Here is a 26,065-nt window from a genome sequence, read left to right on the forward strand (position 1 = left end):
TGTTATGGTGATCCGGTGCCACGGCCTCGTCTCTACGACCCCGATGCGGTCCTCGATGCCGCCGAGGCCCTGGCCGTGCACTCCGGGCCGGCAGCGGTGACGATCCGGGCGATCAGTGACACGGTCGGGCTGTCCAACGGCGCGTTGTATCACTCGTTCGGCTCGCGGGCAGGTCTGCTCGGGCAGGTCTGGCTGCGCGCCGGACGGCGGTTTCTGGCGCTGCAGCGGGAACTGGTCGAGTCGGCACAGCAGGGCGCCGACGCGATCGCCGCGGCGGCCTACGCGCCCGTGATATTCGCCGAGCGCCACGCCGCCTCGGCACGGCTGCTACTGCAGGTCCGGCGCGAGCAGGTGCTCGGCCATGACCTTCCGGCCGAGCTGGCCGAGCAGGCACGCGAGCTGGAAAAGCAGTTGGTGGACTTGATGATCGAGCTCGCGGCAGCGGCGTGGGACCGGCGCGACCGGGCCGCCGTGGACACCGTGACGACGTGCATCGTCGACCTGCCGACGGCCGTCCTGCTCCACCGCAACCGCCTCGACGACCCAACCGCCCGCGATCACCTCAATGCGGCAGTTGCCGCCGTACTGGCGGTGGGCCCGGGCCCCAGGCATACGCCGAAACTCCCCCGAAGAAAGGAATCCCATGACGACAACCCTTGACTACGACGGCGAGATCGCCATCCTCGATCTCGGCGACGACGAAAACCGGTTCTCGCCGGAATTCCTCGATGAGGTCGACGCCCATCTGGATGCGATCCTGGCCAAGGGCGCACACGGCCTGGTGACGACCGCCGACAGCAAGTTCTACTCCAACGGCCTGGATCTGGATTGGCTTGGCGCCCATAGCGATCAGGGCGACTGGTACGTGGGCCGGGTGCAGGGTCTACTGGCGCGGGTGCTGACGTTGCCGATCCCGACGGCTGCCGCGGTGGTCGGGCATGCCTTCGGTGCCGGCGCCATGCTCGCCGTCGCCCACGACTTCCGCGTCATGCGTGACGACCGCGGCTTCTTCTGCTTCCCCGAGGTGGACATCCGCATCCCGTTCACCCCGGGAATGGCCGCGCTGATCCAGGCCAAGCTGACCCCGCAGGCCGCGGTCGCGTCCATGACGACGGGTCGCCGGTTCGGCGGAGTCGACGCTCACGCCTACGGTTTGGTCGATGCCACCGCACGCGAAGGCACGGTGACCACGACGGCCACAGATCTGCTGCGCCCGTTGGGCGGCAAGGACTCCGGCACGCTGGGAGCGATCAAGCAGGGCATGTTCGGTCCCGCCGTCGCGGCCCTGACATCCGTCCAGTCGGGAACGGCCGGCTAGACCGGAATGGCGGTTCCGGTCTCCCGCTCGGCGAATTCGACGACCCCTGCGGCGATTTCGTAGTCGCAGGCCACCGCGGAGCGGCCGATCAGCACGGGCCCGCCGCGCAGTCCGAATCTGCCGTCGACACCGACGTAGCTTCCCGGCGGGATCGGTTCGCTCAGGCAATACAGCGTCGGCGCCGCCCCGGCGTCGATGTCGTTGGCGAACACGTCGGCCACCGCCTTGACGCCGCGCTGCACCGCGCTCATCAACGGTTTGTCGGAGACGTTGGGCAGGTTGGAGGCCACCCAGCCCGGATGCGTGAGTTGGGTGACCACCGGTGATTTGGCGGCCCGCAACCGGCGGTCGAGTTCAAGGCCCCACAGCATGACGGCCAGCTTCGACCGGCCGTAGGCGCCCATCACCGTCCATTTGTGGTGGCGCAGGTGCATATCGTCGAGCCGCAGTGTCGCCGACCTGTGTGCTTCCGAGCCGACATTGACGATCTGCCTGCGGATCCTGCCGAACAGCAGGTTCGTCAACGCAAACGGCCCGAGCAGGTTGGTGCCGATGGTCATCTCGAAACCATCGACCGTGTCGATCCGGTGCTGCGAGAGCGCACCGGCGTTGTTGATCAGGATGTCGACCTCGCCATCGAGGCGTCCCGGAAAGGCCTGCACCGACGAGAGATCGGCGAGGTCGAGCTCGATCACCTCGGTGGATCCGCCGATCTCTGCCGAACGTTGTGCGCCCAGCGCGGTGTTGCGCACCGCAAGGATCACGTGCGCGCCTGCGTGCGCCAGCGCCCTGGCGGTGCCGAGACCGACCCCGTTGGTCGCGCCGGTCACGATGACGCGTGTCCCGGTCAGATCGCCGAGACGACCGGGCGTCCAATGTGTGGTCATGCGAGCGTGGTCATCCCGGCACGCTCATGCCGGGACGATCCACACCGGGTTATCAGTTGCCCCAGCCGCGCTGGCCGTCCCAGCCACCGCAGATGCCGTTGAGGCAGCCGTGACCCCAGCCACCCTGGGCCGGGTTCCAGCCACCGCAGCCCTGCCAGCCGGGTCCGCTGTCGCAGCCACCGCCACCGCCGGCGTCACCGCCACCGCTGGGTTGAGCACTGATCGTCGTTGCGGGCGCGTCAGTCATAAGTGCGGCGGTCGGTCCTGCTGCAATCGCCACCGCGGCTCCCGCTACGAACACTGACCCCATGAGTTTTCGTATGGTTAGCATGACTCCATACTCCTCTCCTGTGAGCCTCCTGCCAAGTGATGTGATCAAGCCCGCGTGTAGCGCAGCATTGTCACACCAGTCCCGGCAAGGGCGTCCGGGTAATCGCAGAAAACGGGCTTGAGCCGCATTCCCACACTGAGTTCCTCGGGTGCGACGTCAACGATTTCCGTCGAGAACCGCGGACCCTCATCCCATTCCACGATACCCAGAATTTGCGGAACGGCGTCGGCGAAGTGCGGGCCGACCGGGCGGCGGGCCACGGTGAACGAATACAGCGTGCCCATCCCCGAGATCTCCCGCCACTCCAGGTCATCGGCGAGGGTGCGCGGCGCCAGCACGCGGGGATAGAACACGTAGGCCTGCGTCGACGGCGAGTACTGGACGACGATGCGGTGCTCAGCCAACGCATCCCAGAACGGTGCACTGGTAGGGGTTTTCACCGGCATGGGCCGGGCGAATCCGGTCATCGGTTCACTCACCTTCCAGGATCAGGGTGGTTTGCTCGGACAGGATGCCGCCGTTGCCGGACACGAACGCGCGATGGCAGTCGGCGACTTGGGCGGCCCCAGCACGGCCCATGATCTGTCGCGTGGCATCGCACACGTGGTGCATGCCGCCGGCCAAACCTGCTTGCCCGAAACCGAGTTGGCCGCCGGCGGTGTTCAGCGGGAAATCGCCGCGGAACGTCAGATCGTGGTCGGTCACGAAAGACATGCCCTTGCCCTTCTCGCAGAACCCGGCGTCTTCCAGGCTGAGCAGCACCGTGATCGTGTAGCAGTCGTAGATGGACACCATGTCCATGTCCTCGCGGGTCAACCCGGTCATCCCGAACGCCGTGTCGGCCGCCTTGCGGATCGGCGTATCGAGCAGGTCCTCGGCATACGTGGGTGTCTTGAACGGCACGTGTTCACCGAAACCCTTGATCCACACCGGCCGGTTGCGGGCGCGCGCGGCGACCTCGGCGCTGGCCACGACGACGGCCGCCCCGCCGACACACGGCATCACGATCTCCAGCATGTGCAGCGGATCGGCGATCACCGGACTTGCCAGGACGTCCTCGACACTCAGCGGGGTGTCTTTCCAGATGGCGCCGTCGGTGTGGTTGGCGTTGAACCGCTGGTCCACCACGATCTTTGCCATCGCCCGCTCGTCGTAGCCGTACTCGTGGGCATAGCGCTGGGCCACCTGCCCGTACGGGCCGTTCTGGCCGAGGTTGCCGTACGGAATCTCGAATTCGGCCTGCGGTGAACCGAATTGGTTGCTGGACGAGCCGAAGAACACGGCATCGGTCAACGTCTTCGGCTTCAGCTCCGAGCTCGGGGTGATGTAACGCGCAGGCAGGGCGCACAGCACGACGTCGCAGAGGCCGAGCTCGATCGCGGCGGCCGCCCGCCACACCATGCCCGCGGCGCTCGCCCCGCCGAGATCGAGCAACTCGGCGAAGTTCGCTCGCACGCCCAGGTATTCGGCCACCGTCGACGGTACGAAGATCTCCGACTCGCCCAGATGCGAGGTGACGATGCCGTCGACCTGCTCAGCGGACAGACCGGCATCCTCCAGCGCGGCCGCCGCCAGCAGGGCCCACTGTTCCAAGGTAAATGGAGCAGGCGAGGCTTTCGACAACCGTTCGGGCGGCAACTCGACGTAGCCGACGATCGCGGCGTCGCCCTGCAATCCCCTACGCGGTCTCATACGCACTCCTCACTTGCGGGGTAGGCCCAGGATCAGCTGGGCGATGATGTTGAGCTGAATCTCTGTGGTGCCGCCGCCGATCAGCTCGGCGGGTAGGTCGAGGTAGGGCGCCACCACCGCGGGTTGGCTGTCCTGTTCCAATGCCAGCGGCCCCGTGAGCCCCAGCGTGAGTTCGGCCGCCCGCCGCAACATCACGTTGGTGGCGACCTTCGCGATGCTCGACGCCGGCCCCGGCACCTGCCCGTCGAGCAGGCGCAGCGTCTCCCGCACCCCGAGCGCCTTGAGCGCATTGGTGTAGGCGTCGATCTCGCCGATGGCGTGCAGCACCGGATCCGGATCAGGGCTCACCCCAACCAGATCGCGCAGCGCCCCTATCCGGTCGATGTTGACGTAACCGCTGATCGCCACGCGCTCGTGCGCCATGGTGCTGATCGCCAGCTGCCAGCCCGACGCGGGATCGCCCAACAGCATCTCGTCGGGTACGAAGACGTCGGTCAGGAACACCTCGTTGAACTCGGCCCGCCCGCTGGATTGCGTGATCTGGCGGAATTCCACTCCGGGCGAACGCATGTCGAGGATGAAGTAGCCGATACCCCGGTGCTTGGCAGCGTCGGGATCGGTCCGGGCCAGCAATGCACCGAAATCGGCCCGGTGCGCCAGCGAGGTCCAGATCTTGTGCCCGTTGATCCGCCACCCGCCTTCGACCCGCACCGCGCGGGTGCTCAGCGAGGCCAGGTCCGATCCCGCTCCGGGCTCACTGAACAGCTGACACCACGACAGCTCCCCGCGCAGCGTGGTCGGCACGAAACGCTCCTGCAGTTCCGTAGATCCGGCTGTCATCAGGCTCGGCAGGATCCACTCGGCGATACCCACCGACGGCCGCACCAGGGCGGCGCGCTTTCCGAACTCCTCGTCCACGATGAGCTGCTGGCGCACCGTCGCGTCGCACCCCCACGGTGCCGGCCAGTGCGGGGCGATCAACCCGGCCTCGGCCAGCAACTCCCGCCGTGCCCCGACCGCGAACTCCGGGTAGTCGCCTTGGCGACTGAAACCGTTGTCGGACAGGGTGAGTGCGCGGTCCAGGGTTTCACTGACCCGAGCCCGGAATTCGCCGTCGGCCTCACCGAGGTGCACCGTCATGTCCCGCGTGGCGGTCGCCGACAACTCGCCCAGGTTGCGGGTCCATCGCGACACGGGCCCGATCGATGCCGCCAGGCTGGTGGCCCGCCTCCAGTACAGGTGCAGGTCGTGTTCCCAGGTGAACCCGATCGCGCCCAACATGGTGAGCGCCTCGAGCACCAGACCGGGAACCGGCATCACCGCCCGTACCGCGGCCGAGCAAGCGGTCAGCCGGTGCTGGTCGGTGTCCGTGGATCCGTTGAGGGCGCGTACCGCATCCCAGGCCGCCGCCGTCGCCAGCGCGCTGTTCACCAGCAGCATGGCCGCCTTGTGCTGCAACGCCTGGAACGTCCCGATCGGCTTTCCGAACTGTTCGCGGGTGCGCAGATGCTCGGTGACGGTCTCCACACACCATTGGGTGATGCCTGCCGCCGCGGAGGCGGTGAACGCGACGGTCAGCCCGGTGACGAGTTCGGTATCCATCCCGGTCAGCACCGCGGTCGCGGACACCGCGTGATCGCTCAGGTTCAGGATCCCCAGATCCGTGGTCAGGTCGGTGCCGCGGCGCGATTCGATCTGCTCCGCAACCGGATTCACCACCGCCCAGAGCACGGCGCCCGCCTCGTCGGCGAACGGCACCACGACGTGCTGCACGGAGCACATTCCCAAGGTCAGGCCCGACGACCCGGTGAGGCGCCAGCCGTCGCCGTCGCGCCGGCCCAGAAAGTCCGACTGCTCGCCAGCCACCGCGACAGCGGTGGCACCTTCGGCGAGCTCCTTGAGCAAGGTCTGGGCCGCCGGACCCTGCTGCGACCTTACGGCCGCCCCGGCGATCGCCGTGGTGAGCAGCGGACCAGGCAACAGCGTCGCACCCGCGGCCTCCAGCACGCAGGCCATGTCGTCCAGCCCGCCGCCCTGCCCGCCCACGGCTTCGGGCAGGTGCACGGCGTGAAAGCCGTTGTCCACCAGAGCACCCCACCACGACGGCAGCTCGCCGGCCGCCAGCTGGTCCAACCCGGCCCGGGTCGCGTCGATGGGCGCATGCCGCCCCGCGAACTGCGTGACCGCCTCACTCAACTGCTGCTGTTCGGGTGTCAGGGCGATGGAGACGTAGGTGGTCATGCGTGTCGCCTCGATGTGAATGAGCTGGATGTGAAAAACCGTGCGCCTTCGGCGATGGCCTCGGTGGTCGGTCGTGGCTGCCAGCCGAGTTCCCTGACCGCTTTGCCGTGGTCCATCGGCGACATCACGTGCATCAATCGCACGGTCAGCGGGCTGAGCTGGTTCTCCTTCTTGCGGAGCCGGGCCAGCGGATCGACCACCGCCCCGGCGGCCGCCAGCACCCGGACCGGGATCCCGCGCCGGGGTGGCTCGACATCTACCGCCGCACAGGCGGTTTGATAGATCTCCCGGGCGGTCATGAAACGTTCGGACACGATGTAGCGTTCGCCGACGCGGCCCCGCTCACCGGCCAGGATCAGCGCCTCGGCGGCGTCGGCGATGCCGACGGTCTCTGCCGCCGCGCCCTTGACGTAGAACGGCATCCGGCCGCGAACCGCCGCGGCGACCAGACCCCCGTGCGGCGTCGGCAGCCAGTCGCCGGGACCATAGGTATTGGACACACACATCGCGACCGCGGGCAGGCCGTGCTCACGGGCATAGCGAAGCACCATCTGTTCGGCCAGCACCCGGGTGTGCACGTAGTCGCCGCCCACGTCGAGCCAGTTGTGCGGCAGATCCTCGGTGGCGCAGCCTGATTCGGCGATACCGATGGTGGCGATCGAGCTGGTGAAGACGAACTTGCTCAGCCCCGCTTCGACCGCGACATCCAGGACCTCTTGCAGTCCTTCGACATTGGTCCGCCACAGCGGTGCCGGGTCGCTCAGCCAGGCCCTGGCGTCGACGACGCAGTAGTACACGACGTCGCAGTCATCCATCGCGTCGCGCACCGACTCGGGGTCGAAGATGTCGCCGTAGACCCGCTCCACGTCGAGGTCGTCGATCCCGCGGGTGGAGCTGGTGCTGCGAATGAGCACCCGGACGTCCTCGCCGCGCTCGACCAGCCGCCGGGCGACATGCGAGCCGAGGAATCCGCTGGCCCCGATGACCAGTTTCTTTTTTGCCATGCGCCCTTGCGTTCGTCGTTCTCCGTTATTCACGAGACGCTACGTCTCGTCTTGTGGGAGACTACGGTGGGTAGCTTTCCGTGTAAAGATCCCTGCAAAGGACCGACCAGGACATGCCGATGACCCCGATCACCGACGAGGCCGTGCCTCCGCGGCGGCGCAGCGAGAGATCGCGGGTGGCCATCATCGAGGCCACCCGCGCGCTACTGCTGGACAAGGGTTTCGACGGGCTGAGTATCGAGGCGGTCGCCGCCCGGGCCGGAGTCGGCAAGCAGACCATCTACCGCTGGTGGCCCAGCCGGCCCGCACTGGTCGCCGACGTGCTGCTGGAGGACGCGGACAAGATCCTCGCCGCCATGCCGCACACCGACGACGTCACCGCGGACCTGATGTCCTGGGCCGGAACGCTGGCGGCGGCGCTCACCTCCAAGCGCGGCAACGCGATGCTGCGCATCCTGACGGCCGCCTCACTCGAACACGAGGACACCGCCGAGCGGCTGCGGGCGGGTTTCAGCCGGCCGCTGGTCGAGTCGGCGCGCAACCGGCTGCTGGCCGACCACATCGATGCCGACCTGGCCTCGGCCGCCGCTGACGCACTCCTCGGCGGCGTGGTCTATCCCATCCTGTCGGAGGGCCGGAACTACTCGCGGCAACGGGCCGAAGATATGGCCCGCCTCATCGTGACGAGCCTGCGCACGTAGACCGCCGACTAAGACGCCCGGGTTATGCGCCGGGAACGGCGCCCGGTGCCCGCACCACCATCGGCACGGCCGGGAAGTACGTCGCCATCTCCGAGCGACACTTGCGCAGCGCCGCGGTGCCGTAGCCACGCTTGCGGAAGTCCGGGTGGATCCAGATTCGGACGTTGACCTCGCCGTGGGTCAGTTCGCCGAACACCATCCCGACCTTCTGGTCGCCCTCAAGCGCCACGAACCAGGCGGCCTCTTCGGCGTCCACCCGGCGCAGGGCAGCGCGGATCTCGTCGTCCACATCGGCCGCCGGCGCACCCGACCCGTCACCGGAGGCACCGACGTCGGTGGTCCTGGCGACGAAGATGTCGCGGTCCGAATCGGCGCTGAACGCCCGCAACTCGAGCGATTCGCCCGAGGCGGCCGGGCGCTCGGCCACCGTGAAACTGAGCTGGCTGTTCAGGTCGTCGAGTTCGGCGGCGATCGCCTTCCGCGAATCCTTGGTGATCTGTGCGAACGACAGCCCCACCACCGCCTCCGACGCCGCGTGCGAGGTGCCCAGAAGCTGAGCAACCGCCTCGACGGCCGCCGCGCGGTCATCGGCGTCCACGATCACGTCGAGCACCTCGTGGCGCCGGTTGAGGGCGTTGAGCAGAGCGTCGGCAATTTCGCGCCGCGCCGCGGCTTTGTCGTGATCGGTCATACCGCGAGAGTAGATCAGCACTGTGCCCTCTGTGCAGGGCAACCGTCAGCTCAGAGCCGGTCCATTTCGCGCGCCATCTCCGACCACTCGAAATAGATCAACCGCGATGCGCACTCGAACGGATGGCGGCCGTGGTCGTGGCCGTCGATCGGCAGATGCCACGGCGGATGGGCAGCTGCCATCGGGCGTGACTGGGTGAACGAAAACATGCGGGTCCCCCCTTCGCTGGTCCCCGCAGAAAACCATCCCGCCGTCGGCGAAACATCATCCATCCGGTTGATATCGACTTTGGTTTACTCTGGCGTCAGGCGACGACCATGTACTCAACGACGAACGAATCGGGGCCCGTGGCATGTTCACGGTCGAAGGATTCTCGCGCCTGGTAGCCGGCATCTACGCCGCCGCAATCGCTCCCCAGCACTGGGAGTCCACGATCCGCGACATCCATCGCACCATCGGCGGCAACGGCGGTGCACTGCTCACCGCCGACAAGTCGGTGTGGTCGATCCAGAACTCGATCCTGCCGGTCGGCGCGGCCACCAGCTATGCCGCCTACTACCACCGACTCGACTCCCCGATGGCCGCCGTGGAAGCGGGCGCGGTCGGTACCGTCCGCACCGGAACAGAACTGGTCAACCCGATTCGGCAGACAGAGTTCTACACCGACTGGCTGCATCCCAACGAACTGGAGGACGGCCTGTTCATCCGGCTGTCCCGAGGCTCGCACCCCGTGTGCTTCCTGCTGCACACCGCCGAAACCGCGGAGCCGTTCGGCACCAGGGAGAGGATCCGGCAGATCAGCGGGCTGGTCCCGCATCTGCAACAGGCGCTGCGGGCCCAAGGCGCCCTCGACGACTTCGCCCACGAGGACGCCGACCTGCACGCCGCCCTGGATTCGGTGGACCATGGCATCGTCGTGGTGGGACCGAACGGGCAGGTGCTCAACCTCAACGCGGCCGCCGAGAAGGCCCTCCGCGGCTCCGACGGACTCCAGCTGACCGCCGGTCGCCTCACAGCAGCCGGCACGACGACCAACCGGATCCTGAACCGGGCGCTCAACTCAGCGCTGACCGGCACCTCCGACAACATTCGCGGCGGCTACTCGTTCACGGTCCAAAGACCATCGGACACAAGGCCGTTCATCCTGCACATCCTGCCGTTGCACCGCCGGGAGGAGCCGGACCGGCGCCGGGCGCTGGTGGTACTGGTCGATCCTGCCAACGAACCCGAACCCAGCACGGCACTTCTGCAACGCCTGTATCACCTGACCCGCACCGAGGCCGACATCGCCCTGCGGGTCGCCCACGGTGCCGACCCCAAACACATCGCCGAGGACCTCTCGATATCGATCACCACGGTGCGCACCCATCTGCACCGGATATTCGACAAGACCGACACCCACCGCCAGGTGGAACTGGTGCGGCTGCTGCTCACCCTGCGCCCGGTGGCCTAGTCAGCTGCGCGCCGCTTCCGGACCGCGACGATCGTGTCCACCAGCAGGAAGGCCACCAGGCTCAACCCGAACAACGGCAGGGCCCAGCCGATGACGGCCGCGACCACGACGACCACCACGCTGCCCCAGGGCGGCAACTGGCTCAGCGCCCCACGCAGCGGCGCACGCCCCACCGCCCACGCCGAACCACGGGTGGGCCTGCGCTGCCACCACATCCGGTAGCCACGCACGATGACGGTGATCAGCCCGACCATGGTCAGCGCCAACACGATCTGGTTGGCAATCCCGAACAACAGGCCCATGTGGGCGTCGATCGTCCAGTCCGTGAGCTTGGCCAGCAGCGGCCACTGTGCGAAGTTCACCCGGTCGGTCAGCGCGCCGGAATCGGGGTCGACGGCGATCTCGTCGGCACGGGTAGGCCAATCGCGTTTGCGCTCAGCCACTTTCCAGGCTTGACCGGCTTCGGTCGGCGGGTACATCCACATCGGGCCGCGCAGCCCGGCCTGCTCGGCGGTCCGCAGCACGGTGTCGGCGCCGCTCAGTTGTGACTGGCCGCCGTGGTGACCGTGGTGTGCAGCCTCGGCGGCCGGCGCTCCGGAGAGAGACGTGTCAACGCCCGGTGCCGTCGTGTTCAATTGCGCCTGGATGCCGTTGACCGTCTCCCCCGCATACCGCGACCAGGTGATACCCGACACCGACAGCGCCAACAGCACCGCGATCGTCCACACCCCTACCGCGCCGTGCCAGGACAGCGTGCGTCGACGACCCGAGGCGCTCCGGTCGGGCAGCACCAGATCGCGCATCGTGCGGTTCTCCCGGCGCCGCATGATCCACAGGGCGAGCCCGGCCAGGGCGATCACCCACATCCAGCTGGCCGCCAGCTCGCTGTAATTGCGCCCGAACGCTCCGAGGTGCAGGTTGCGGTGCAGCTCGTCGAACCAGGCCCGCACCGGCATCCACTGCCCGTAGGTGGTGAGCGCCCCGCGTACCTCACCGGTGTACGGATCGACGAACACCGTGCGTGAGTAGTCCGGTGGGACGTCCTTGAATTCCGGCCCCACCAGCAGCCTGATCTGGGTGGTCTCGTCAGCGGCGGCGGGCGGGCGGATGCTCTCCACGGTGCCTTCGGGATGCGCGTGGCGGGCGGCGGCGAGCTGTTGGGCCAGTGGCAGACGCTCGGTCCCGACGCGCTCGACAGTCAGCTCATGCCGGTAGACGAACGTGTCGATCTGCGGAATCAGCGCGTAGAGCAGACCGGTGACGGCTGCGAGCAGGATGAACGGGCCGACGAACACGCCGGCGTAGAAGTGCAGCCGCACCAGAAGGGGGCGAATGGAATGGGTTGTGGCAGGCGGAGGTGATTCCTCGCGCAGTCGATCGTCAGGGGTGATGGTCATGGAAATGCCTTCGCAGAAAAGAACTGTGGGGAAAGTGCGCGGGCGCACAAACAGGTAACAGCCCGTCCGACGGACGGGCTCAAAATGCAGAAGTGGGCGTCAGAGGCCCAGGCCGGGCACTGCCGGAGGCGCCCGCATCCCCAGACCGGCGCGCAGCAGAACCGGCCGCGGCACAACCGCACTCGAAGACCACCAGAGCACACGGATCAACGGGCGGATCCGGGCGGCGGCGAAGATCCGCAACCAGGTGAGCACCGAGGCGCCGACCACGAACAGGTACTCGGCCACACCGATCACCAGGCCGAGGCCCACCGCCGCGGCGACGTGCATCCCGGCCATGGGCGCGCTGAGAAGCGATGGACCGTGATGATGCCCGCCTGCCATCGCCAAGGCGAAGTGACCGAGCAGCTGCCCGGCGCCGAGAGCGGCGATCAGTAGACCGGTCTTGACCGAGCGCGTCTGCGGGTTCAGCCCACCGACGGCCGCACCGAGGGCCGCGCACAGCAACACCAACACGATCAGCGGGCTGCTCGTCGGGGCCATGCCGCCGGCCGCGGTGTGCGCCACGGTTGCGGTCAGTCCCGAGCACGCACCGACCAAACCACCGCGCAGACGCGCGGCTTGTTCGGCTGACGTGCTCACCCGCGGAACCTTACCGTGCGCCTGAGCTGGGCTTCCGGCCTCGAGCCCTAGAGTTGGGCGCCGTGGGTGCCCAGGCATACGAGCAGTACGAAGTGATCGCCGATGAGTACGCCCGGACGTTCCCCAACGGGTTCGAATCCCGGCCCCTCGATCGCGCGATCCTGCACTCCTTCGCGGAGCTGGCGGTGCGGTCCGGCGGCACGCGGGCCCTCGACGTGGGATGCGGGCCCGGCCAGGCCGCCGCCGAGCTGGCCTCCTGCGGGCTGCGCACCGAAGGTGTCGACGGCTCTGCGGCGATGATCGCCCTCGCCCGGCAACAGTGGCCGGAGGTGCGGTTTCAGACCGCCGACATGTTCGACCTGCCGTTCGAGGCGGAGACGTTCGACGCGGTGTGCGCGTGGTACTCGATCATCCACACGCCGGGCGAGGCACTGCCCGAGCTGTTCGCGGAGTACCGCCGCGTCCTGACCGATCCGGGTTGGCTGCTGCTGGCGTTCCAGACCGAGGGCGAGACGGCGGTCTACGACCAGGCCTTCGGCCGGGACGTGAATCTGACCTTCCTGCGACACGACACCGCCATGGTGTGCGACGCCCTGGAACGGTCGGGCTTCACCGTGTACGCCACGACCAAGCGGGCGCGGCAGGCGCAGCTGGATGAGCCCACGGCCCAGGCCATGGTCATCGCGCATGCTCGCGACGTCAAAGATCACTCTTGACTTATATAAGCGCCAGCTTTTAGTCTGATCTCGTGCACGCCTTCGACATCCTCGGAGATCCGGTGCGCAGGCGGATCCTGGAGCTCATCCAAACCGACGAGCTGTCATCCGGGGCCATCACCGAGGTGATCCGCGCCGAGTTCGACATCAGCCAGCCGGCGGTGTCCCAGCATCTCAAGGTGTTGCGGGACAACGGTTTCGCCAGCGTCCGGGCCGCAGGCACGCGTCGCCTGTACCGCGTCGACACCGGACCGTTGCGTGAGGTCGACCAGTGGCTGGAGCGGTTTCGGCGCAACTGGACACCGCACCTGGACGCACTGGCGACCGAGATCGCACGGGGCAAGCGGGAACGACGCAGAACCACGAACAAGGAGACCTCCCCATGATCGACGTCCAGCAGCAACTCAACTCCGTGCGCCGCAGGGTGGGCCGCAAGACGTTCGAGGCCCGCGAAGCGCGCGTCGTGAGCGTCAGCCAGACCTACGACACCGATGCCGCCGATCTGTGGGATGCCTGCACCAGCATCGAGCGGATCCCCCGCTGGTTCCTGCCGATCACCGGCGACCTGCAGGTGGGCGGCCGATTCCAGTTGGAGGGCAATGCGGCCGGTGAGGTGCTGAGCTGCGACCCGCCACGAACCTTCACGACGACGTGGGAGTCCATGGGAGCGACCAGTTGGGTCGAGGTCACGATCACCGAAGCCGGTGAGAACCGGGCCACCTTCACGCTCGACCACATCATGCACTCCGGCGACGACGACGAGTTCTGGTTGCAGTTCGGGCCGGGAGCCGTCGGAGTCGGTTGGGACTCCGGGCTTCTCGGCCTCGCCGGCTACCTCAGCGGCGGGGACCGCATCACTCCGGAGGAGGGCGCGGCCTGGGCGGCCGGCGACGAAGGCCGCGCGTTCATGACCGCGGCGAGCGAACTCTGGTACCAGGCGGACCTGGCCGCCGGCGAGGACCCGGCACAGGCCCGCGCCGCGGCGGACCGTACCGCTGCGGCCTACACCGCCACCTGAGCCGGGCCGTACCCTGTCGTTGTGCCCGACCTCCACCCGAACCTGACCGTGCTGGCTCCGCTGCTCGGTACCTGGGCCGGTCCCGGGGCGGGCGAGTATCCGACGATCGACTCGTTCGAGTACCTCGAGGAGATCACCTTCGGCCACGTCGGCAAGCCGTTCCTGACCTACAGCCAGCGCACCAGGGCCCGCGACGACGGCCGGCCGCTGCACGCCGAGACCGGGTACCTCCGGGTCCCGGCGCCCGGCCGGGTCGAATGGGTGCTGGCGCATCCGACCGGCATCACCGAGATCCAGGAGGGCACGGTGCGCGTCGAAGACGGGCGCATCGACATGGAGCTGGCCGCGACCACCATCGGGCTGACCGCAACAGCCAAAAACGTTGCGGCACTGTCACGCTCCGTCCGCGTCGCCGGCGATCAGCTGACGTACGACCTGCAGATGGGTGCTGTCGGTCAGCCACTGCAACACCACCTTTCCGCGACCCTGACCAGGAAGAGCGAATGAGCCAACCAGCACCGACCGGCAAGATCGCCCTCCCGTCGGACCTCGACTCGGTCACCGACATCGGCGAAGAGGACCATTCGGAGATCGACCCGTTGGCAATCGAGCGGATCTGGGAATCGGTCCGGTACTGGTACGGGTCCGGCCTGCATCCGGCCATCCAGGTTTGCCTGCGACGCAACGGAAAAACGGTGCTGAACCGCGCGATCGGCCACGGCTGGGGCAACGGCCCCACCGATGCCCCGGATGCCGAGAAGATCCCCGTCACCACCACAACGCCGTTCTGCGTCTATTCGGCAGCCAAGGCGATCAGCACGACGGTGGTGCACATGCTCGTCGAGCAGGGGCATTTCTCCCTCGATGACCGGGTCTGCGATTACCTGCCCAACTACACCAGCCACGGCAAGGACCGCACCACGATCCGGCACGTGATCACCCACAGTGCCGGGGTGCCGATCCACACCGGACCGCGTCCGGACGTCACCCGCGTCGACGACAGCGAGTACACCCGCGAGCAGCTGGCGCTGCTCAAACCGGTGTACCGACCCGGCCTCGTGCACATCTACCACGGCCTGACCTGGGGTCCGCTGGTCCGTGAGATCGTCTCGGCGGCGACCGGCCGCAACATCCGCGACATCCTGGCCGACGAGATTCTCAACCCGCTGGGATTCCGGTGGACGAATTACGGCGTTGCGCCGGAAGAGGTTCCGCTGGTGGCACCCAGCCATGTCACGGGCAAGCCGCTGCCCGCGCCGATCGCCGCCGCATTCCGGGCCGCGGTCGGCGGCACACTGGACCGGATCATCCCGCTGAGCAACACCCCGTTGTTCCTGACCAGCGTCATCCCGTCGTCGACCACCGTGTCCAACGCCGACGAACTGTCCCGGTTCGCCGAGATCCTGCGCCGCGGAGGCGAACTCGACGGGGTGCGGATCATGAAGCCGGAGACGCTGCGGGCAGCGACGGCGCCGGCCCGGCGGATGCGACCGGATGTGGCGACCGGGCTGAAGCCGATGCGCTGGGGCACCGGCTACATGCTGGGCGGCAAGCGTTTCGGGCCGTTCGGGCGCAACACGCCGTCGGCGTTCGGGCACACCGGACTGGTCGACATCGCGGTGTGGGCCGACCCGCAGCGCAGCCTCTCGGCAGCCATCGTCAGCAGCGGAAAGCCCGGGGCCCACCGCGAGGCCAACCGTTATCCCGCGGTGCTGGACCGGATCGCCACCGAGATCCCGGTCGGTTGAGGCCGGGTCAGCGCAGCTTCTCCCCGTACGCCCGCTCGACGGTCAGTTTCATCAGCACCCGCCGATCGGACACCATCACCGACCGGTACTCGTCCCAGTCGGGGTGCTCCCCCGCCGCGCTGCGGTAGTAGTCGACCAGCGCCTCGACCTCGGGGCCGTGCGGATCGGTGCCCGGGCCCGTCAACGTCACCGGTCCTTCGGCGGTCGCCCAGGCCCAGCCGTCGGCACTGGTCACTTCCAGAGCGGCCCGGGGGTCGCGACGCAGATTGACGGTCTTCGCGCGGCCCTCGGTCATCGACACGTAGATGACGCCGGCCGCCCGGTCGTAGAACGGCGTCACCGGCGACAACTGCGGGATACCTGAGGCCTTGATCGTGGCCAACACGCCCAGGCGGGCCTCGGCCAGCAGGTCGTGCGGATCGAACGAGTCAGCGGCCGGGTTAGATGATGAGGTGGCGGTCACATGTGTGCGCAACCTCCGGCCACCCGCCCCCTATTCCAGGAGCCTGCCGATGCCCGACGAACCACTCCGCGACGACCTCACCGAATTGCTGCGCCGGAGAGCGTTGACGCAGGACGCCGGCCGGCCCGACGCCGTCGCCCGCCGCCACGCGGCCGGGGGACGCACCGCCCGCGAGAACATCGCCGACCTGGTCGATGAGGGGTCCTTCGTCGAATATGGACGGTTCGCGATCGCGGCGCAGCGGCAGCGCCGCGCCCTCGACGACCTCATCGAACGGACCCCCGCCGACGGTCTGCTGGCCGGGACCGCACGGATCGGCGGCGCGGCGTGCGCGGTGCTGTCCTACGACTACACCGTGCTCGCCGGAACCCAAGGCGCTCTTGGCCATCGCAAGAAGGACCGGCTGTTCGAGATCATCGAGCGGATGAAGCTGCCGACGGTGTTCTTCGCCGAGGGCGGCGGCGGCCGCCCGGGTGACACCGACATCCCCACGGTCTCTTCGCTCGAGGTCCGGGCGTTCGCGTTGTGGGCCGGCCTGTCCGGCCTGGTGCCCCGCATCGCCGTGGTCAAAGGCCGGTGTTTCGCCGGCAACGCGGTGATCGCCGGAGCTGCCGACCTGATCGTCGCCACCCAGGACAGCTCGATCGGGATGGGCGGGCCCGCGATGATCGCCGGCGGCGGGCTCGGTGACGTCGCACCCGATGATGTCGGCCCCATCTCGGTACAGGCGCCCAACGGCGTCGTCGACGTCGTGGTGGCGGACGAGACGCACGCCGTCGCGGCAACCAAGAAGCTGATGGGCTACTTCACCGGAGCCGGCGACTCCGGACCCGCCGCCGACCAAACTGCCTTGCGCACAATGATTCCCGAACGCGCCCGGCGTTCCTACCCGGTGGCGCCGATCATCGAGACACTCGCCGACACCGACTCGGTCACCTTCCTCCGGGAGAAGTTCGCCCCGGAGATGGTGACCGCCCTGGCGTGCATCGACGGCAGGCCGGTCGGCATCATCGCCAACAACACCATGGTGATGGCCGGTGCCATCACGGCCGCAGCCTCGGACAAGGCCGCCCGGTTCCTGCAGCTGTGCAACGCATTCGGCCTGCCGGTCGTCTCACTGGTCGATTGTCCCGGTTACATGGTCGGCCCGGCAGCCGAGGCCGACGCCCTGGTGCGGCGGGGTTCACGCCTGCTGGTGGCCGGCGCGGCACTCACGGTGCCGCTGATCGCGGTGATCCTGCGGCGCGGTTACGGCCTTGGGGCACAGGCGATGTGCGGCGGCAGCCTGCACGAGCCGCTGCTCACGGTCGCCTGGCCCGGTGCCCACCTGGGTCCGATGGGTCTGGAAGGGGCGGTGCGGCTGGGCCTGCGCAAAGAACTGGAGGCCATCGCCGACGACGACGAGCGCGAGCGGGCGGTGCGGGCCGCCACCGCGGCAGCCGAGGAGAACGCCCGAGCGCTCAACTCCGCCTCGCTGTTCGAGATCGACGATGTCATCGATCCGGCCGAGACCCGCGGACTGATCGCCGCCACTCTGGCCGCCGCCGCTCAGCACGAACGACTCGCGCCGCCTCGGCGGTTCGTCGACACCTGGTGACGCTCACAGCTCCAGGTACATGATGTGCAGGCCGACCGGGCCGTGGGTACGGGAGCGGTACGCCTTGGGGACGGTGCCGATGATCCGGAAGCCCAGGTCCTCCCAGAGTCGCACCGCCCGCACGTTCGTCTCCACGACAGCATTGAACTGGATTGCCCGGTAACCGTTTTCCCGGTGCCAGTCGATCACCCACTGCGCCATGGCCCGCCCGACGCCGCGGGCGGACGAGGCCGGGTCCACCATGAAGCTCGCGGTGCCGACATGGTCACCGCGGCCGGGCTTGTTGGGCCCCATCCGTGCCGTGCCGACGATGGTGCCGTCGACGACCGCGACGATGGTGTGGCCGGGTTCGGGAGCCGGCCACACTTCGCGAATCTGTTCGTCGGTCAAGCCTTCTGGATAGGTGTAACTTTCCCCGTCGGCCACGATGGCGCGGAAGAACGGCGCGATCTCGCCGATGTCACTGGGCGTAGCGGCACGGATCTGCACTCCCCGACCATACGACTCGAACCATTGACTACACGCTGTAGTAGACGTAGCGTCGCCGATATGCGGCAGTGGAGTTTCGCTCAATGGGGACTGCTGATCATCTCGCTGTTCCACGTGGTCCAGGCAATCATCGGGTTCATTGCCGAGCCGAGTTTCGCCATCGGCCCGGACGCGCCCACCACACCCATTCTCGGGATGGACTACAACGGCTGGCATGCAGTGGCCGGGCTGGCATTGTTCGGCCCCGGCCTGATTTTGTGCCTGCGAAAATCCTGGGCCGTGCTCTATCTCCTTTTGGCCGCGGCGGCCGGAGCGCTGCCGGGAATCTGGGCGTTCTTCTCGAACCAGGTGGCCCTCATATTCGCCTTCCCGAACAACATCACCGACGCGGTCGTACACCTGGCAACCGCCGCGATCATGCTGGCCGTGGCCGGTGTGCAGATCTACCGCGACGGCGGCCTCCGCAATTCCCTGTCCGGGCTAACCCTGAAACGGTGAACCGATCGGTTAGCTGTGCGGTACCTGGATAACAATTCGGTCACTACGCCCGGCGGCGCAGATCACGATCAATTAAGAATGCCGACCGGTCTCTGAGACATTTCAAGATCATCGGCCGGAATTCGGCGGCATTGAGGTGTAATTCACCGTCGCTCCCCGTAACACCTTCACACCCGTCACAGCCGTTTCAGGTGGCGGCGGATTTGCTCGACCACGATCCGGTTACCTTCGAATTCGGGTCGGGGGACATCAGAATCCCGAAGGAAAACGATCATGAAATTCACTGGTATCACCGCGCGCCGTGGAATTGCCGGCACGTGTGCCGCAGGCCTGCTCGGCGGCGTGGCCGCGGCGATGATCGGCGCACCGACGGCTGCAGCCGCACCCGACTGCAGCGCCAGTGCGGTGGCAGGCACCGTCAGCAGCACCACCGGTGCCGCGCGTGCCTACCTGGACAGCCATCCGGGCGCCAACCAGGCCGTGACCACGGCGTTCACCCAGCCGCGTCCGCAGGCCGCAGCCACACTGCGCGGGTACTTCACCGCCAACCCGCAGGAGTACTACGACCTGCGCGGCATCCTGGCACCCATCGGGGACACGCAGCGGGCATGCAACGTGACGGCGCTGTCACCCGAGCTGGCCTCGGCCTACTCGGAGTTCATGGCCGGGTAGTGATTACGGTGGAGCCAGGCCGACACACGTCAAGGAGGACGGATGGCGAACCCGTGGCAGGTGGTCCGTGGCAAGAGGGTGGCCGGGCAATCGGCGACTCGCGTCCGTAAGCGCAACCCGTCACCACTGGAGCCGGCCTGGACGCCGCCCCCGGCCCGCTACGGCGTCGGAGTCCACCACAATGTGGCGGTCCGCGCGTCCGACGGCACGGTGCTGCGGGCCGACATCCACTATCCGACGGTCCCCGAGACCGGGGCGCCGGCACCCGGACCGTTCCCGGTGCTGCTGTCCATCACGCCCTACGGCAAGAAGGCCCCGCCGCCGGCCGCCCAGATCGGCGGCGGGGCCACCCCGTACCTGATCCGGCGCGGCTACATCGAGGTGATGGCCGACGTGCGCGGAACCGGCGCGTCCGGTGGATCGTTCGAGATGCTGGGTGCCGTCCAGGTCTCCGACGGTGTCGATCTGGTCAATTGGGCTGCGCGGCTGCCGAATTCGAACGGCCGGGTCGGGATGTTCGGTATCTCCTACCTGGCCATCAACCAGCTGCTCACCGCCGCCGCCGTCGGCCCCGACTCGCCGCTGAAGGCGATCTTCCCGGTGATGGCGGCCAACGACTTCTACCGCGACGTGGTCACCATGGGCGGCGTGCCGCACATGCGGACCGTGCGGGCCTACGGTGCGGTCTATTCACTGCTCAACGTGGTCAACCCGGCGCTGGAGTTCGCCAAGCGCGGCGCTCATGAGCGTCCCCGGGCCGGCGGCCTGGCAGCGGTCCGGCAACGCGGACGTGACCAGCGCCAGTACTTCCGCAGCATGATCGGTGACGCTGCTGCAGGCGGGGACACGGCCTTCGACGGCCCGTTCTGGGACACCATGCGCGCCTCGGACGTGCTGCCCGACATCGCGAAGAACGACGTCGCGGTATTTCTGGTCGGCGGCTGGCACGACGCCTTCCAGCGCGGTGCCCCGCTCAACTACGCCGCGCTGCAGAACGCCTACACCGGCAGGCCGCCCAACGCCCCGATGGAGCCCGGCCAGCCGCTCTCGGACAGGGTGCAGCTGATCATGGGCCCCTGGTATCACGTCTCGGATCTGGACGGCCTGCATTTGCATGCGCTGCAGCTGCGCTGGTTCGACCGCTGGCTCAAGGACGATGCCTCGGCCGCGGTCACCGGTTCGCCCATCCGCTTCCAGGCCATCGGCAGCCGGTCGTGGTTCCGGGCAGAGGACTATCCGTTCCCCGAGGCCACGCCGACGCGGCTGTATCTGGCCGAAGGCGGCCATCTCGCCTCCGAACCGGCCGCCGAGCAGACCGAGGCCACCCTGCGCTACACGGTGCGTGGGCCGATATCCGGCCGCAGCCTCGAACAGTGGACCCTCGGGATGGGCAGCTTCATGGCCGCGCAGAGGGGGCGGCGAATCCGGTACGACCTGGACAACCGCAGGCTGCAACGCGAGGCCCTGACCTACACGACGGACGAGTTCACCGAGGCCCGGCTCATCGCGGGCCCGGTCACGTTGACCGTGCAGGCGACCGCCGACACCACCGAAACTCTGTGGGTGGCCCATCTCGACGATGTGGCACCGGACGGTGCCAGCCGGCCGCTGACCCAGGGCGCGCTGCTCGGATCGCACCGGGCGCTGGATCCGGAGACGACGTGGTACACGGCGGACGGAAATGTTCTGCGGCCGCATCACATCAGCACCCGCGCCGCCGTCGAGCCGGTGGTGCCCGGTGAGCTGACCCGCTACGACCTGGACGTCTTCCCCACCGCGGCGCTGATCGAGCCAGGCCACCGGCTGCGGCTCACGCTGACCACCTACGACTTCCCGCACCTGGTGCCCACTCAACCGGCCCGCCACGCTCTGGAAGGGGGCACCTACCGGATCCGTCAGGGCGGCGACGCGCCGTCGAGCCTGCTCATCTCGCTGGCCGAGCCCGCCGCGTTCACGCCGGACGAGTCGCGCGGAGATACGTGAGCTTTCCGGCCAGCCGGATGCGCCCGGATCCCACCACCGCGCAGTCGAACCCCGCAGCCTCGAACAGCTGAGAGAGGGCGTCGCCGCGCACGTCGACGACGTGCAGTCGCCCGCCCGGCTTGAGAACCCGGAACAGCTCGCGGGCGGCGGCGATCTTGGTGGCTTCGTCGAGATGGTGCAGCATCATCGAGGACAGCGCCTGGTCGAACTTGCCGTCGCCGAACGGCAGTTCCTGGGCATACGCCCGCGTGAATCCGATACCCTTGAGGCCCTTGGCCTTTCGCTCTGCCCGCTGCAGCGCTCGCGGATCGGGATCGGTCCCCACGATCTCGGCGGCCGGGTACGCCTTCTTGGCGCGAACAGTGAGATTTCCGGTGCCACACCCTATTTCGATCACCCGCTGGCCGGCCGACAGTCCGGCCCGCGCGACCAGGTCGCGGTAGGCCGGGTTCATCCCGAGCACTCGGGTCAGGAGGTCGTAGCCGGGCAGGAACGCGTCATGACCTGCCGCCGGCAGGTAGTCATGCCGGTTCTTCAGAAGATGTGGACGATGTTCGGTCATGAACTCCATGATCTATCCGGACAGACACCGATAGTTGGGTGAAGATTGGCAAAATCAGGATTATCTTTGGCTTCATGCCTGACGCGTCTCGCCTGGTGCGCCACCGCGACGGCGTCCCGGTCTACCGGTACTGGACGGATCACGACGCCCCGCCGGTGTCAGTCACCAGGGGCCGGCGCGCAGATCTGCCCGAACACCGCCCGCACATCCACGACTTCCCGGTGCTCTGGTACGTGCCGGCCGAAGGCGTGGTCTACGTGGTGGCGGCCGGCGAGGTGATCGACCCACGACCGCTGACCGCCGAGTCCGACGGGATCGGCGTGTACTTCGACCCCACCGCGCTGGGGCACGACGGCGGCTCACCCTGGCCCACCTGGCAGGCTCATCCTCTGCTGTTCCCGTTCATCCACGGGCAATCCGGTGGCCTACTCCTTCTGCACGTACCCGCCGATCGACAACCACTGTGGGACAGCACGATCCAGGCGATCGAGGCTGAGCTCGGCGACCGTCGCGCGGGCTACCGGCAGGCCGCACTGGCCCACCTGACGCTGCTGCTCATCGACCTGGCCCGGTTCGCCGACGACGTGGTCAGCGACCTGCGACGCAGTGGCGAGCCTTTGCTGGCCGAGGTGTTCTCGGCGATCGACCGCAGGCTGTCGGAGCCGCTGTCCTTGCGCGACATCGCCGACGAGGTCGGAATGACGGCGGGCCATCTCACCACGTTGGTCCGCCGCCGGACCGGACGCACCGTCGGCGAATGGATCAATGAGCGCAGGATGAGCCAGGCGCGGGCCCTGCTCGGCGATACGGACCTGTCCGTTGCCGAGGTCGCCGCCCGGGTGGGAATGGCCGACCCCGGTTACTTCAGCCGTCAGTTCCGGCGGACCCACGGCCTCTCGCCACGCGAGTGGCGCCGGTCCCGACTTTCTGGCATCGGAACCGAATCACCTTGATAACAGAGGGGTTACGCCAGGCGTGGTCTCGGTAGGCCCAGCTCAGCCGTTGTTAACGTGCCGGTGTGAGACTGAGAATGTTCGGTCGGATGTCGCGCCGCGTGGCGGCCGCGGCGATTACAGGATTGATGTTGCCGGGGCTGGTGATGGCCGCACCGACGCCGACCGCCGCAGCGTATTCGCGCGACGGCCTGCCGGTGGAACGCCTGCAGGTGCCGTCGGCCGCGATGGGCCGCGACATCACGGTCCAGTTCCAGGGCGGCGGGCCGCACGCGCTCTACCTGCTCGACGGATTGCGCGCGCAGGACGACAACAACGGCTGGGATATCAACACCGCTGCATTCGAGTGGTTCTACAAGTCCGGCATCTCGGTGGTCATGCCCGTCGGCGGGCAATCCAGCTTCTACAGCGACTGGTACCGCCCCGCGGCGGGCAGTGCGGGCACCACCACCTACAAGTGGGAAACCTTCCTCACCCAGGAACTTCCGGCCTACCTGGCCGCCAAGCACGAGGTGGCGCCCACCGGTAACGCCGTCGTCGGACTGTCGATGTCCGGCGGGGCAGCCCTGACCCTGGCGACCTGGCACCCCCAGCAGTTCATCTTCGCCGGTGCCCTGTCCGGCTTCCTGAATCCCTCGCAAGGCTTGTGGCCCACCATGATCGGCTTCGCGATGAAGGACGCCGGTGGCTACAACCCGACCGACATGTGGGGTATCTCCAACGATCCGGCCTGGCGTCGCAACGACCCGACGGTCAACATCAACCGACTGGTCGCCAACAACACCGCGATCTGGGTGTACTGCGGCAACGGCGTTCCCTCCGAACTCGACGACCCGGGCGGCAACTTCGGCACGCTCTACAGCGCGCAGTTCCTGGAGAACATCACGATCAACTCCAACAAGGAGTTCCAGCAGAAGTACATCGCCGCCGGCGGGCGCAACGCGAGGTTCGAGTTCCCGCCGAACGGCACGCACAACTGGAACTACTGGGGATCGCAGTTGCAGCAGATGAAGCCCGACATGCTGCGGGTGCTCAACCAGGCCGCAGCGGCGGCAGCCGCGCCGCCCGCACCGGCGGCACCGGTGGCGCCGGGCCAGGTCGCTCCGGTGCCGGGGCAGATTCCCGGCGTCGCCGGGCAGGTGCCCGGTCAGGTCGCTCAGGTGCCCGGTCAGTTGCCCGGAGTGGCTGCGGCCCCCGCGGTACCCGCCATCCCCGGCCAGGTTCCCGGTGTGGCCGCGGTGCCCCGGGTAGCTGGAGTGCCCGGGGTGGCCCCGGCTCCGGTCGCTCCGGTGAGCCCTGGCCTGCAGACCGTGCCCGTAGCGCTGCCGCGGGCCTGAGCCACGTTCGTAACGCCATGGCGGGAATTCGGCCGAATTTTCGCCGTGGCGTTACATACGCGAAGGCATCATCACTTCTAGAGATGATCTAGATCAAAAACCATCGTTGGACTCGATGACTTGAGGCGACTGTCATGGAGGCATGACCCGCACCCGCCTCACCCTGACCGTCCTCGCCGTGTCCGTCGCCACCGCGACCCTCACTGCTCCTGCCGCGCTCGCCGACGATCCGACTGCGGGCGTGTCACGCACCGAGCTTCAGCGTTCCGCCGCGCCCACACCGGGTTTCGAGATCATCCAGACCAGGTTCGAGATCCCGGTCGGCAAGGAGTCCGGCCGGCACAGCCATCCCGGGCCGGAAGTCGGCTACATCGTCCAGGGAGACGTCGACATGGTCTTCGACGACCGCCCGACCCAGCATCTCCATTCAGGCGACCCGTTCCTCATCCCCGCCGGCGTCGTCCACAACGCCCACAACGTCGGAACGGTGCGGACCCTGATGCTGTCCACCTACGTGGTGCCCGTCGATCAGCCGTTGGTGACGATGTTCTGATCCTCGGACCGCACACCGCGATAGATGCCGCGGCGGACGATCCACGGCTGCAACACCCGCTCGATCGACCACGACGGGAACCGGAAAGCAAACCCGTTGGGCGCGAATACCTCCAACCCGTCCGGTTGCACGCCGAGCACAGATCCCCAACGACTGGCGGGCGGGCGATAACTGCGCATCCGGCCTCCGGCGAAATGGGCGGCCACGTTTCGGGCCAGCAGTCCGTCGGCCCGGTTGCGGGCCGACGAGCGCAGCGGATCGGTGGCCGCGACGTCACCGACGGCGAATACGCCATCGCACCCCGGCACCCGCAATTCCGGCGTGACCCGCACGAACCCGCGCTCGTCGAGGATGTCCGCCGGCAGCCAGGCGGTGTTGGGCCGCACCCGGCCGATCGCCCACAGCACGGCATCCGCCTGAACCGGAGCCTGCCCGCCGCTGAAGTGAACGGGTTCGGACGTGATGGCCGCGCAGTCGAAGCCCTCGGGCACCACTGCTCGATGCCCGGGGTACAGCGTCACGCCCGCGGCGGCGAGCCGGCTTTCGACACGCTTCCGCGTCCGCCGATGATGCTGCGGCAGAGGATGTTCACCCGGGTAGTACAGCCCCACCCGGGTGTCCGGCCACCGGACCGCGATGTTGGCCGCGCCGCTGGCCGCCGCCGCGCCACCGCCGATGACGGCCACCGAACGCGCCGAACCCAAACGCTCGTGCGCGGTTCGCAGTCCGGTATCGACATCCCGCGTGGACTGCAGAACTGGCCGCCGCCAGAAGCCGTTCGCGACGCCGGTAGAGATCACCAGGGCGTCATAGGATTCCACCCGCGTCGTGCCGTCGGCATCAACCACACTGACCGTCCGGGCGGACAGGTCAGCACCGGTGAGGGTGCCGTGCACGGTGCGGACGCGATCGAGTTCCCGGAACCGGTCGAAGCCGATCCAGTAGTTGCGCGCCCAGTCGTCGGGCCGGGCCAGCCGGGTGCCGAGCTCCTGACCGCTGACCAAGCCGGGGTTCACCGAGATGCCGACGACGTCGAAACGCCGCGCCAGCCGGATCGCGGTGAGCACGCCGGTGTCACCGAGGCCGGCGATCACCACGCGCTTTCGGTCCACGATCGGT

Annotated in this window: 30 protein-coding genes; 16 read left to right on the top strand and 14 right to left on the bottom strand. The window is 68.1% G+C overall.

The annotated features are described in order from the left end of the window. The first annotated feature begins 15 nt into the window (after nucleotides 1-15). Nucleotides 16-660 (top strand): TetR/AcrR family transcriptional regulator, encoded by a 645-nt coding sequence (locus G6N57_RS05245; protein WP_097926165.1) that lies wholly within the window; start codon nucleotides 16-18, stop codon nucleotides 658-660. After that, on the top strand, nucleotides 644-1,318 hold the full coding sequence (locus tag G6N57_RS05250) for an enoyl-CoA hydratase-related protein (RefSeq protein WP_077739585.1): 675 nt from the start codon (nucleotides 644-646) through the stop codon (nucleotides 1,316-1,318). The genes G6N57_RS05245 and G6N57_RS05250 overlap by 17 nt, the downstream gene beginning before the upstream one ends. Here the strand turns inward: G6N57_RS05250 and G6N57_RS05255 are convergent. From G6N57_RS05255 to G6N57_RS05280, 6 genes are read right to left on the bottom strand one after another with little or no spacing between them, the layout of a single operon-like run. Then, complete coding sequence (locus tag G6N57_RS05255; protein ID WP_077739586.1) at nucleotides 1,315-2,205, bottom strand: SDR family NAD(P)-dependent oxidoreductase; 891 nt, start codon at nucleotides 2,203-2,205, stop codon at nucleotides 1,315-1,317. The genes G6N57_RS05250 and G6N57_RS05255 overlap by 4 nt on opposite strands. Nucleotides 2,206-2,257: 52 nt before the next feature. Continuing rightward, nucleotides 2,258-2,536, bottom strand: a complete 279-nt coding sequence (locus G6N57_RS05260) for a hypothetical protein (RefSeq protein ID WP_065459017.1) — start codon at nucleotides 2,534-2,536, stop codon at nucleotides 2,258-2,260. 44 nt (nucleotides 2,537-2,580) lie between these two features. Then, the gene (locus G6N57_RS05265) at nucleotides 2,581-3,003 is read right to left on the bottom strand and encodes a Zn-ribbon domain-containing OB-fold protein (RefSeq protein WP_077739587.1); all 423 of its coding nucleotides are present in this window, start codon (nucleotides 3,001-3,003) and stop codon (nucleotides 2,581-2,583) included. Nucleotides 3,004-3,007: 4 nt separating this feature from the next. Next, a complete protein-coding gene (locus G6N57_RS05270; RefSeq protein ID WP_077739588.1) occupies nucleotides 3,008-4,228 on the bottom strand; it encodes a thiolase family protein in 1,221 nt (406 codons plus the stop codon). A gap of 9 nt (nucleotides 4,229-4,237) precedes the next feature. After that, nucleotides 4,238-6,469, bottom strand: a complete 2,232-nt coding sequence (locus G6N57_RS05275) for an acyl-CoA dehydrogenase family protein (protein ID WP_077739589.1) — start codon at nucleotides 6,467-6,469, stop codon at nucleotides 4,238-4,240. Beyond that, entirely contained in the window at nucleotides 6,466-7,473 is a 1,008-nt protein-coding gene (locus G6N57_RS05280) for an NAD-dependent epimerase/dehydratase family protein (protein WP_077739590.1), read from the bottom strand. Before G6N57_RS05280 ends, G6N57_RS05275 begins: the two co-directional genes overlap by 4 nt. Before the next feature lie 113 nt (nucleotides 7,474-7,586). On the opposite strand from G6N57_RS05280, the gene G6N57_RS05285 reads away from it, so the two are divergent. Continuing rightward, entirely contained in the window at nucleotides 7,587-8,174 is a 588-nt protein-coding gene (locus G6N57_RS05285; RefSeq protein ID WP_077739591.1) for a TetR/AcrR family transcriptional regulator, read from the top strand. A gap of 22 nt (nucleotides 8,175-8,196) precedes the next feature. Here the strand turns inward: G6N57_RS05285 and G6N57_RS05290 are convergent, their stop codons facing one another. Both G6N57_RS05290 and G6N57_RS31630 read right to left on the bottom strand, forming a co-directional pair. Beyond that, complete coding sequence (locus G6N57_RS05290) at nucleotides 8,197-8,865, bottom strand: GNAT family N-acetyltransferase (RefSeq protein WP_077741771.1); 669 nt, start codon at nucleotides 8,863-8,865, stop codon at nucleotides 8,197-8,199. Nucleotides 8,866-8,915: 50 nt separating this feature from the next. Next, complete coding sequence (locus G6N57_RS31630) at nucleotides 8,916-9,074, bottom strand: hypothetical protein (RefSeq protein ID WP_165777780.1); 159 nt, start codon at nucleotides 9,072-9,074, stop codon at nucleotides 8,916-8,918. 143 nt (nucleotides 9,075-9,217) lie between these two features. Between G6N57_RS31630 and G6N57_RS05295 the strand changes: the two genes are divergently transcribed. After that, nucleotides 9,218-10,318 (top strand): helix-turn-helix domain-containing protein, encoded by a 1,101-nt coding sequence (locus tag G6N57_RS05295; RefSeq protein ID WP_077739592.1) that lies wholly within the window; start codon nucleotides 9,218-9,220, stop codon nucleotides 10,316-10,318. On the opposite strand, the gene G6N57_RS05300 is transcribed toward G6N57_RS05295, so the two are convergent. Together G6N57_RS05300 and G6N57_RS05305 are read right to left on the bottom strand one after the other, a co-directional pair. Then, complete coding sequence (locus G6N57_RS05300) at nucleotides 10,315-11,715, bottom strand: PepSY-associated TM helix domain-containing protein (protein ID WP_077739593.1); 1,401 nt, start codon at nucleotides 11,713-11,715, stop codon at nucleotides 10,315-10,317. The genes G6N57_RS05295 and G6N57_RS05300 overlap by 4 nt on opposite strands. 99 nt (nucleotides 11,716-11,814) lie before the next feature. After that, on the bottom strand, nucleotides 11,815-12,357 hold the full coding sequence (locus G6N57_RS05305; protein WP_077739594.1) for a hypothetical protein: 543 nt from the start codon (nucleotides 12,355-12,357) through the stop codon (nucleotides 11,815-11,817). Nucleotides 12,358-12,419: 62 nt separating this feature from the next. Here G6N57_RS05305 and G6N57_RS05310 point away from each other — a divergent pair, with 62 nt between their 5' ends. The 5 genes from G6N57_RS05310 to lipE are packed head-to-tail and all read left to right on the top strand — an operon-like array spanning nucleotide 12,420 to nucleotide 15,839. Further along, on the top strand, nucleotides 12,420-13,073 hold the full coding sequence (locus tag G6N57_RS05310; protein WP_077739595.1) for a class I SAM-dependent methyltransferase: 654 nt from the start codon (nucleotides 12,420-12,422) through the stop codon (nucleotides 13,071-13,073). 32 nt (nucleotides 13,074-13,105) lie between these two features. Beyond that, nucleotides 13,106-13,459: an ArsR/SmtB family transcription factor gene (locus G6N57_RS05315; RefSeq protein ID WP_077739596.1), complete on the top strand. Its 354-nt coding sequence runs from the start codon at nucleotides 13,106-13,108 to the stop codon at nucleotides 13,457-13,459. After that, nucleotides 13,456-14,091, top strand: a complete 636-nt coding sequence (locus G6N57_RS05320; protein WP_077739597.1) for an SRPBCC family protein — start codon at nucleotides 13,456-13,458, stop codon at nucleotides 14,089-14,091. The genes G6N57_RS05315 and G6N57_RS05320 overlap by 4 nt, the downstream gene beginning before the upstream one ends. Before the next feature lie 21 nt (nucleotides 14,092-14,112). Continuing rightward, nucleotides 14,113-14,598, top strand: a complete 486-nt coding sequence (locus tag G6N57_RS05325) for a peroxynitrite isomerase (protein ID WP_077739598.1) — start codon at nucleotides 14,113-14,115, stop codon at nucleotides 14,596-14,598. After that, the gene (gene lipE / locus G6N57_RS05330; protein WP_077739599.1) at nucleotides 14,595-15,839 is read left to right on the top strand and encodes a lipase LipE; all 1,245 of its coding nucleotides are present in this window, start codon (nucleotides 14,595-14,597) and stop codon (nucleotides 15,837-15,839) included. Before G6N57_RS05325 ends, lipE begins: the two co-directional genes overlap by 4 nt. A 7-nt stretch (nucleotides 15,840-15,846) precedes the next feature. On the opposite strand, the gene G6N57_RS05335 is transcribed toward lipE, so the two are convergent. Next, complete coding sequence (locus G6N57_RS05335) at nucleotides 15,847-16,302, bottom strand: PPOX class F420-dependent oxidoreductase (RefSeq protein ID WP_077741772.1); 456 nt, start codon at nucleotides 16,300-16,302, stop codon at nucleotides 15,847-15,849. 49 nt (nucleotides 16,303-16,351) lie between these two features. Between G6N57_RS05335 and G6N57_RS05340 the strand changes: the two genes are divergently transcribed. Further along, nucleotides 16,352-17,899 carry an acyl-CoA carboxylase subunit beta gene (locus tag G6N57_RS05340; RefSeq protein WP_077739600.1) on the top strand — a complete coding sequence of 516 codons (1,548 nt, stop codon included), beginning with the start codon at nucleotides 16,352-16,354 and terminating at the stop codon, nucleotides 17,897-17,899. A gap of 3 nt (nucleotides 17,900-17,902) precedes the next feature. Here the strand turns inward: G6N57_RS05340 and G6N57_RS05345 are convergent, their stop codons facing one another. Continuing rightward, nucleotides 17,903-18,388, bottom strand: a complete 486-nt coding sequence (locus tag G6N57_RS05345) for a GNAT family N-acetyltransferase (RefSeq protein WP_077739601.1) — start codon at nucleotides 18,386-18,388, stop codon at nucleotides 17,903-17,905. Between the two features lie 60 nt (nucleotides 18,389-18,448). Between G6N57_RS05345 and G6N57_RS05350 the strand changes: the two genes are divergently transcribed. The 3 genes from G6N57_RS05350 to G6N57_RS05360 all read left to right on the top strand — a co-directional run bounded on the left by G6N57_RS05350 (nucleotide 18,449) and on the right by G6N57_RS05360 (nucleotide 21,541). Continuing rightward, the gene (locus G6N57_RS05350) at nucleotides 18,449-18,886 is read left to right on the top strand and encodes a DUF4383 domain-containing protein (RefSeq protein WP_077739602.1); all 438 of its coding nucleotides are present in this window, start codon (nucleotides 18,449-18,451) and stop codon (nucleotides 18,884-18,886) included. 273 nt (nucleotides 18,887-19,159) lie between these two features. Continuing rightward, nucleotides 19,160-19,558 carry a heme-binding protein gene (locus G6N57_RS05355; RefSeq protein ID WP_065509600.1) on the top strand — a complete coding sequence of 133 codons (399 nt, stop codon included), beginning with the start codon at nucleotides 19,160-19,162 and terminating at the stop codon, nucleotides 19,556-19,558. A gap of 42 nt (nucleotides 19,559-19,600) precedes the next feature. Further along, complete coding sequence (locus tag G6N57_RS05360) at nucleotides 19,601-21,541, top strand: CocE/NonD family hydrolase (protein ID WP_174814458.1); 1,941 nt, start codon at nucleotides 19,601-19,603, stop codon at nucleotides 21,539-21,541. Here the strand turns inward: G6N57_RS05360 and G6N57_RS05365 are convergent. Then, on the bottom strand, nucleotides 21,510-22,103 hold the full coding sequence (locus G6N57_RS05365) for a class I SAM-dependent methyltransferase (protein ID WP_077741773.1): 594 nt from the start codon (nucleotides 22,101-22,103) through the stop codon (nucleotides 21,510-21,512). The two genes, G6N57_RS05360 and G6N57_RS05365, sit on opposite strands and share 32 nt — an antisense overlap. 74 nt (nucleotides 22,104-22,177) lie before the next feature. Here G6N57_RS05365 and G6N57_RS05370 point away from each other — a divergent pair, with 74 nt between their 5' ends. The 3 genes from G6N57_RS05370 (at nucleotide 22,178) to G6N57_RS05380 (ending at nucleotide 24,946) form a co-directional block, all read left to right on the top strand. Then, nucleotides 22,178-23,056, top strand: a complete 879-nt coding sequence (locus G6N57_RS05370; protein WP_077739603.1) for a helix-turn-helix domain-containing protein — start codon at nucleotides 22,178-22,180, stop codon at nucleotides 23,054-23,056. 89 nt (nucleotides 23,057-23,145) lie between these two features. Further along, complete coding sequence (locus G6N57_RS05375) at nucleotides 23,146-24,393, top strand: esterase family protein (RefSeq protein WP_077741775.1); 1,248 nt, start codon at nucleotides 23,146-23,148, stop codon at nucleotides 24,391-24,393. A 142-nt stretch (nucleotides 24,394-24,535) separates the two neighbouring features. Beyond that, the gene (locus tag G6N57_RS05380; protein WP_077739604.1) at nucleotides 24,536-24,946 is read left to right on the top strand and encodes a cupin domain-containing protein; all 411 of its coding nucleotides are present in this window, start codon (nucleotides 24,536-24,538) and stop codon (nucleotides 24,944-24,946) included. Here the strand turns inward: G6N57_RS05380 and G6N57_RS05385 are convergent. Continuing rightward, nucleotides 24,922-26,058, bottom strand: a complete 1,137-nt coding sequence (locus tag G6N57_RS05385; protein ID WP_077739605.1) for an FAD-dependent oxidoreductase — start codon at nucleotides 26,056-26,058, stop codon at nucleotides 24,922-24,924. The two genes, G6N57_RS05380 and G6N57_RS05385, sit on opposite strands and share 25 nt — an antisense overlap. Nucleotides 26,059-26,065 lie beyond the last annotated feature (7 nt).

This window comes from Mycolicibacterium boenickei (assembly GCF_010731295.1).
GTDB lineage: Bacteria > Actinomycetota > Actinomycetes > Mycobacteriales > Mycobacteriaceae > Mycobacterium > Mycobacterium boenickei.

Excerpts from the sequence above, each read along its gene's own strand:
- G6N57_RS05270 (WP_077739588.1), bottom strand. The coding sequence starts at position 4,228 with ATGAGACCGCGTAGGGGATTGCAGGGCGACGCCGCGATCGTCGGCTAC.
- G6N57_RS05375 (WP_077741775.1), top strand. The coding sequence starts at position 23,146 with ATGTCGCGCCGCGTGGCGGCCGCGGCGATTACAGGATTGATGTTGCCG.
- lipE (WP_077739599.1), top strand. The coding sequence starts at position 14,595 with ATGAGCCAACCAGCACCGACCGGCAAGATCGCCCTCCCGTCGGACCTC.
- G6N57_RS05280 (WP_077739590.1), bottom strand. The coding sequence starts at position 7,473 with ATGGCAAAAAAGAAACTGGTCATCGGGGCCAGCGGATTCCTCGGCTCG.
- G6N57_RS05290 (WP_077741771.1), bottom strand. The coding sequence starts at position 8,865 with ATGACCGATCACGACAAAGCCGCGGCGCGGCGCGAAATTGCCGACGCT.
- G6N57_RS05365 (WP_077741773.1), bottom strand. The coding sequence starts at position 22,103 with ATGACCGAACATCGTCCACATCTTCTGAAGAACCGGCATGACTACCTG.
- G6N57_RS05265 (WP_077739587.1), bottom strand. The coding sequence starts at position 3,003 with ATGACCGGATTCGCCCGGCCCATGCCGGTGAAAACCCCTACCAGTGCA.
- G6N57_RS31630 (WP_165777780.1), bottom strand. The coding sequence starts at position 9,074 with ATGTTTTCGTTCACCCAGTCACGCCCGATGGCAGCTGCCCATCCGCCG.
- G6N57_RS05380 (WP_077739604.1), top strand. The coding sequence starts at position 24,536 with ATGACCCGCACCCGCCTCACCCTGACCGTCCTCGCCGTGTCCGTCGCC.
- G6N57_RS05295 (WP_077739592.1), top strand. The coding sequence starts at position 9,218 with ATGTTCACGGTCGAAGGATTCTCGCGCCTGGTAGCCGGCATCTACGCC.
- G6N57_RS05355 (WP_065509600.1), top strand. The coding sequence starts at position 19,160 with ATGAAATTCACTGGTATCACCGCGCGCCGTGGAATTGCCGGCACGTGT.
- G6N57_RS05300 (WP_077739593.1), bottom strand. The coding sequence starts at position 11,715 with ATGACCATCACCCCTGACGATCGACTGCGCGAGGAATCACCTCCGCCT.
- G6N57_RS05370 (WP_077739603.1), top strand. The coding sequence starts at position 22,178 with ATGCCTGACGCGTCTCGCCTGGTGCGCCACCGCGACGGCGTCCCGGTC.
- G6N57_RS05260 (WP_065459017.1), bottom strand. The coding sequence starts at position 2,536 with ATGCTAACCATACGAAAACTCATGGGGTCAGTGTTCGTAGCGGGAGCC.
- G6N57_RS05340 (WP_077739600.1), top strand. The coding sequence starts at position 16,352 with ATGCCCGACGAACCACTCCGCGACGACCTCACCGAATTGCTGCGCCGG.
- G6N57_RS05275 (WP_077739589.1), bottom strand. The coding sequence starts at position 6,469 with ATGACCACCTACGTCTCCATCGCCCTGACACCCGAACAGCAGCAGTTG.
- G6N57_RS05250 (WP_077739585.1), top strand. The coding sequence starts at position 644 with ATGACGACAACCCTTGACTACGACGGCGAGATCGCCATCCTCGATCTC.
- G6N57_RS05320 (WP_077739597.1), top strand. The coding sequence starts at position 13,456 with ATGATCGACGTCCAGCAGCAACTCAACTCCGTGCGCCGCAGGGTGGGC.
- G6N57_RS05350 (WP_077739602.1), top strand. The coding sequence starts at position 18,449 with ATGCGGCAGTGGAGTTTCGCTCAATGGGGACTGCTGATCATCTCGCTG.
- G6N57_RS05360 (WP_174814458.1), top strand. The coding sequence starts at position 19,601 with ATGGCGAACCCGTGGCAGGTGGTCCGTGGCAAGAGGGTGGCCGGGCAA.
- G6N57_RS05285 (WP_077739591.1), top strand. The coding sequence starts at position 7,587 with ATGCCGATGACCCCGATCACCGACGAGGCCGTGCCTCCGCGGCGGCGC.
- G6N57_RS05255 (WP_077739586.1), bottom strand. The coding sequence starts at position 2,205 with ATGACCACACATTGGACGCCCGGTCGTCTCGGCGATCTGACCGGGACA.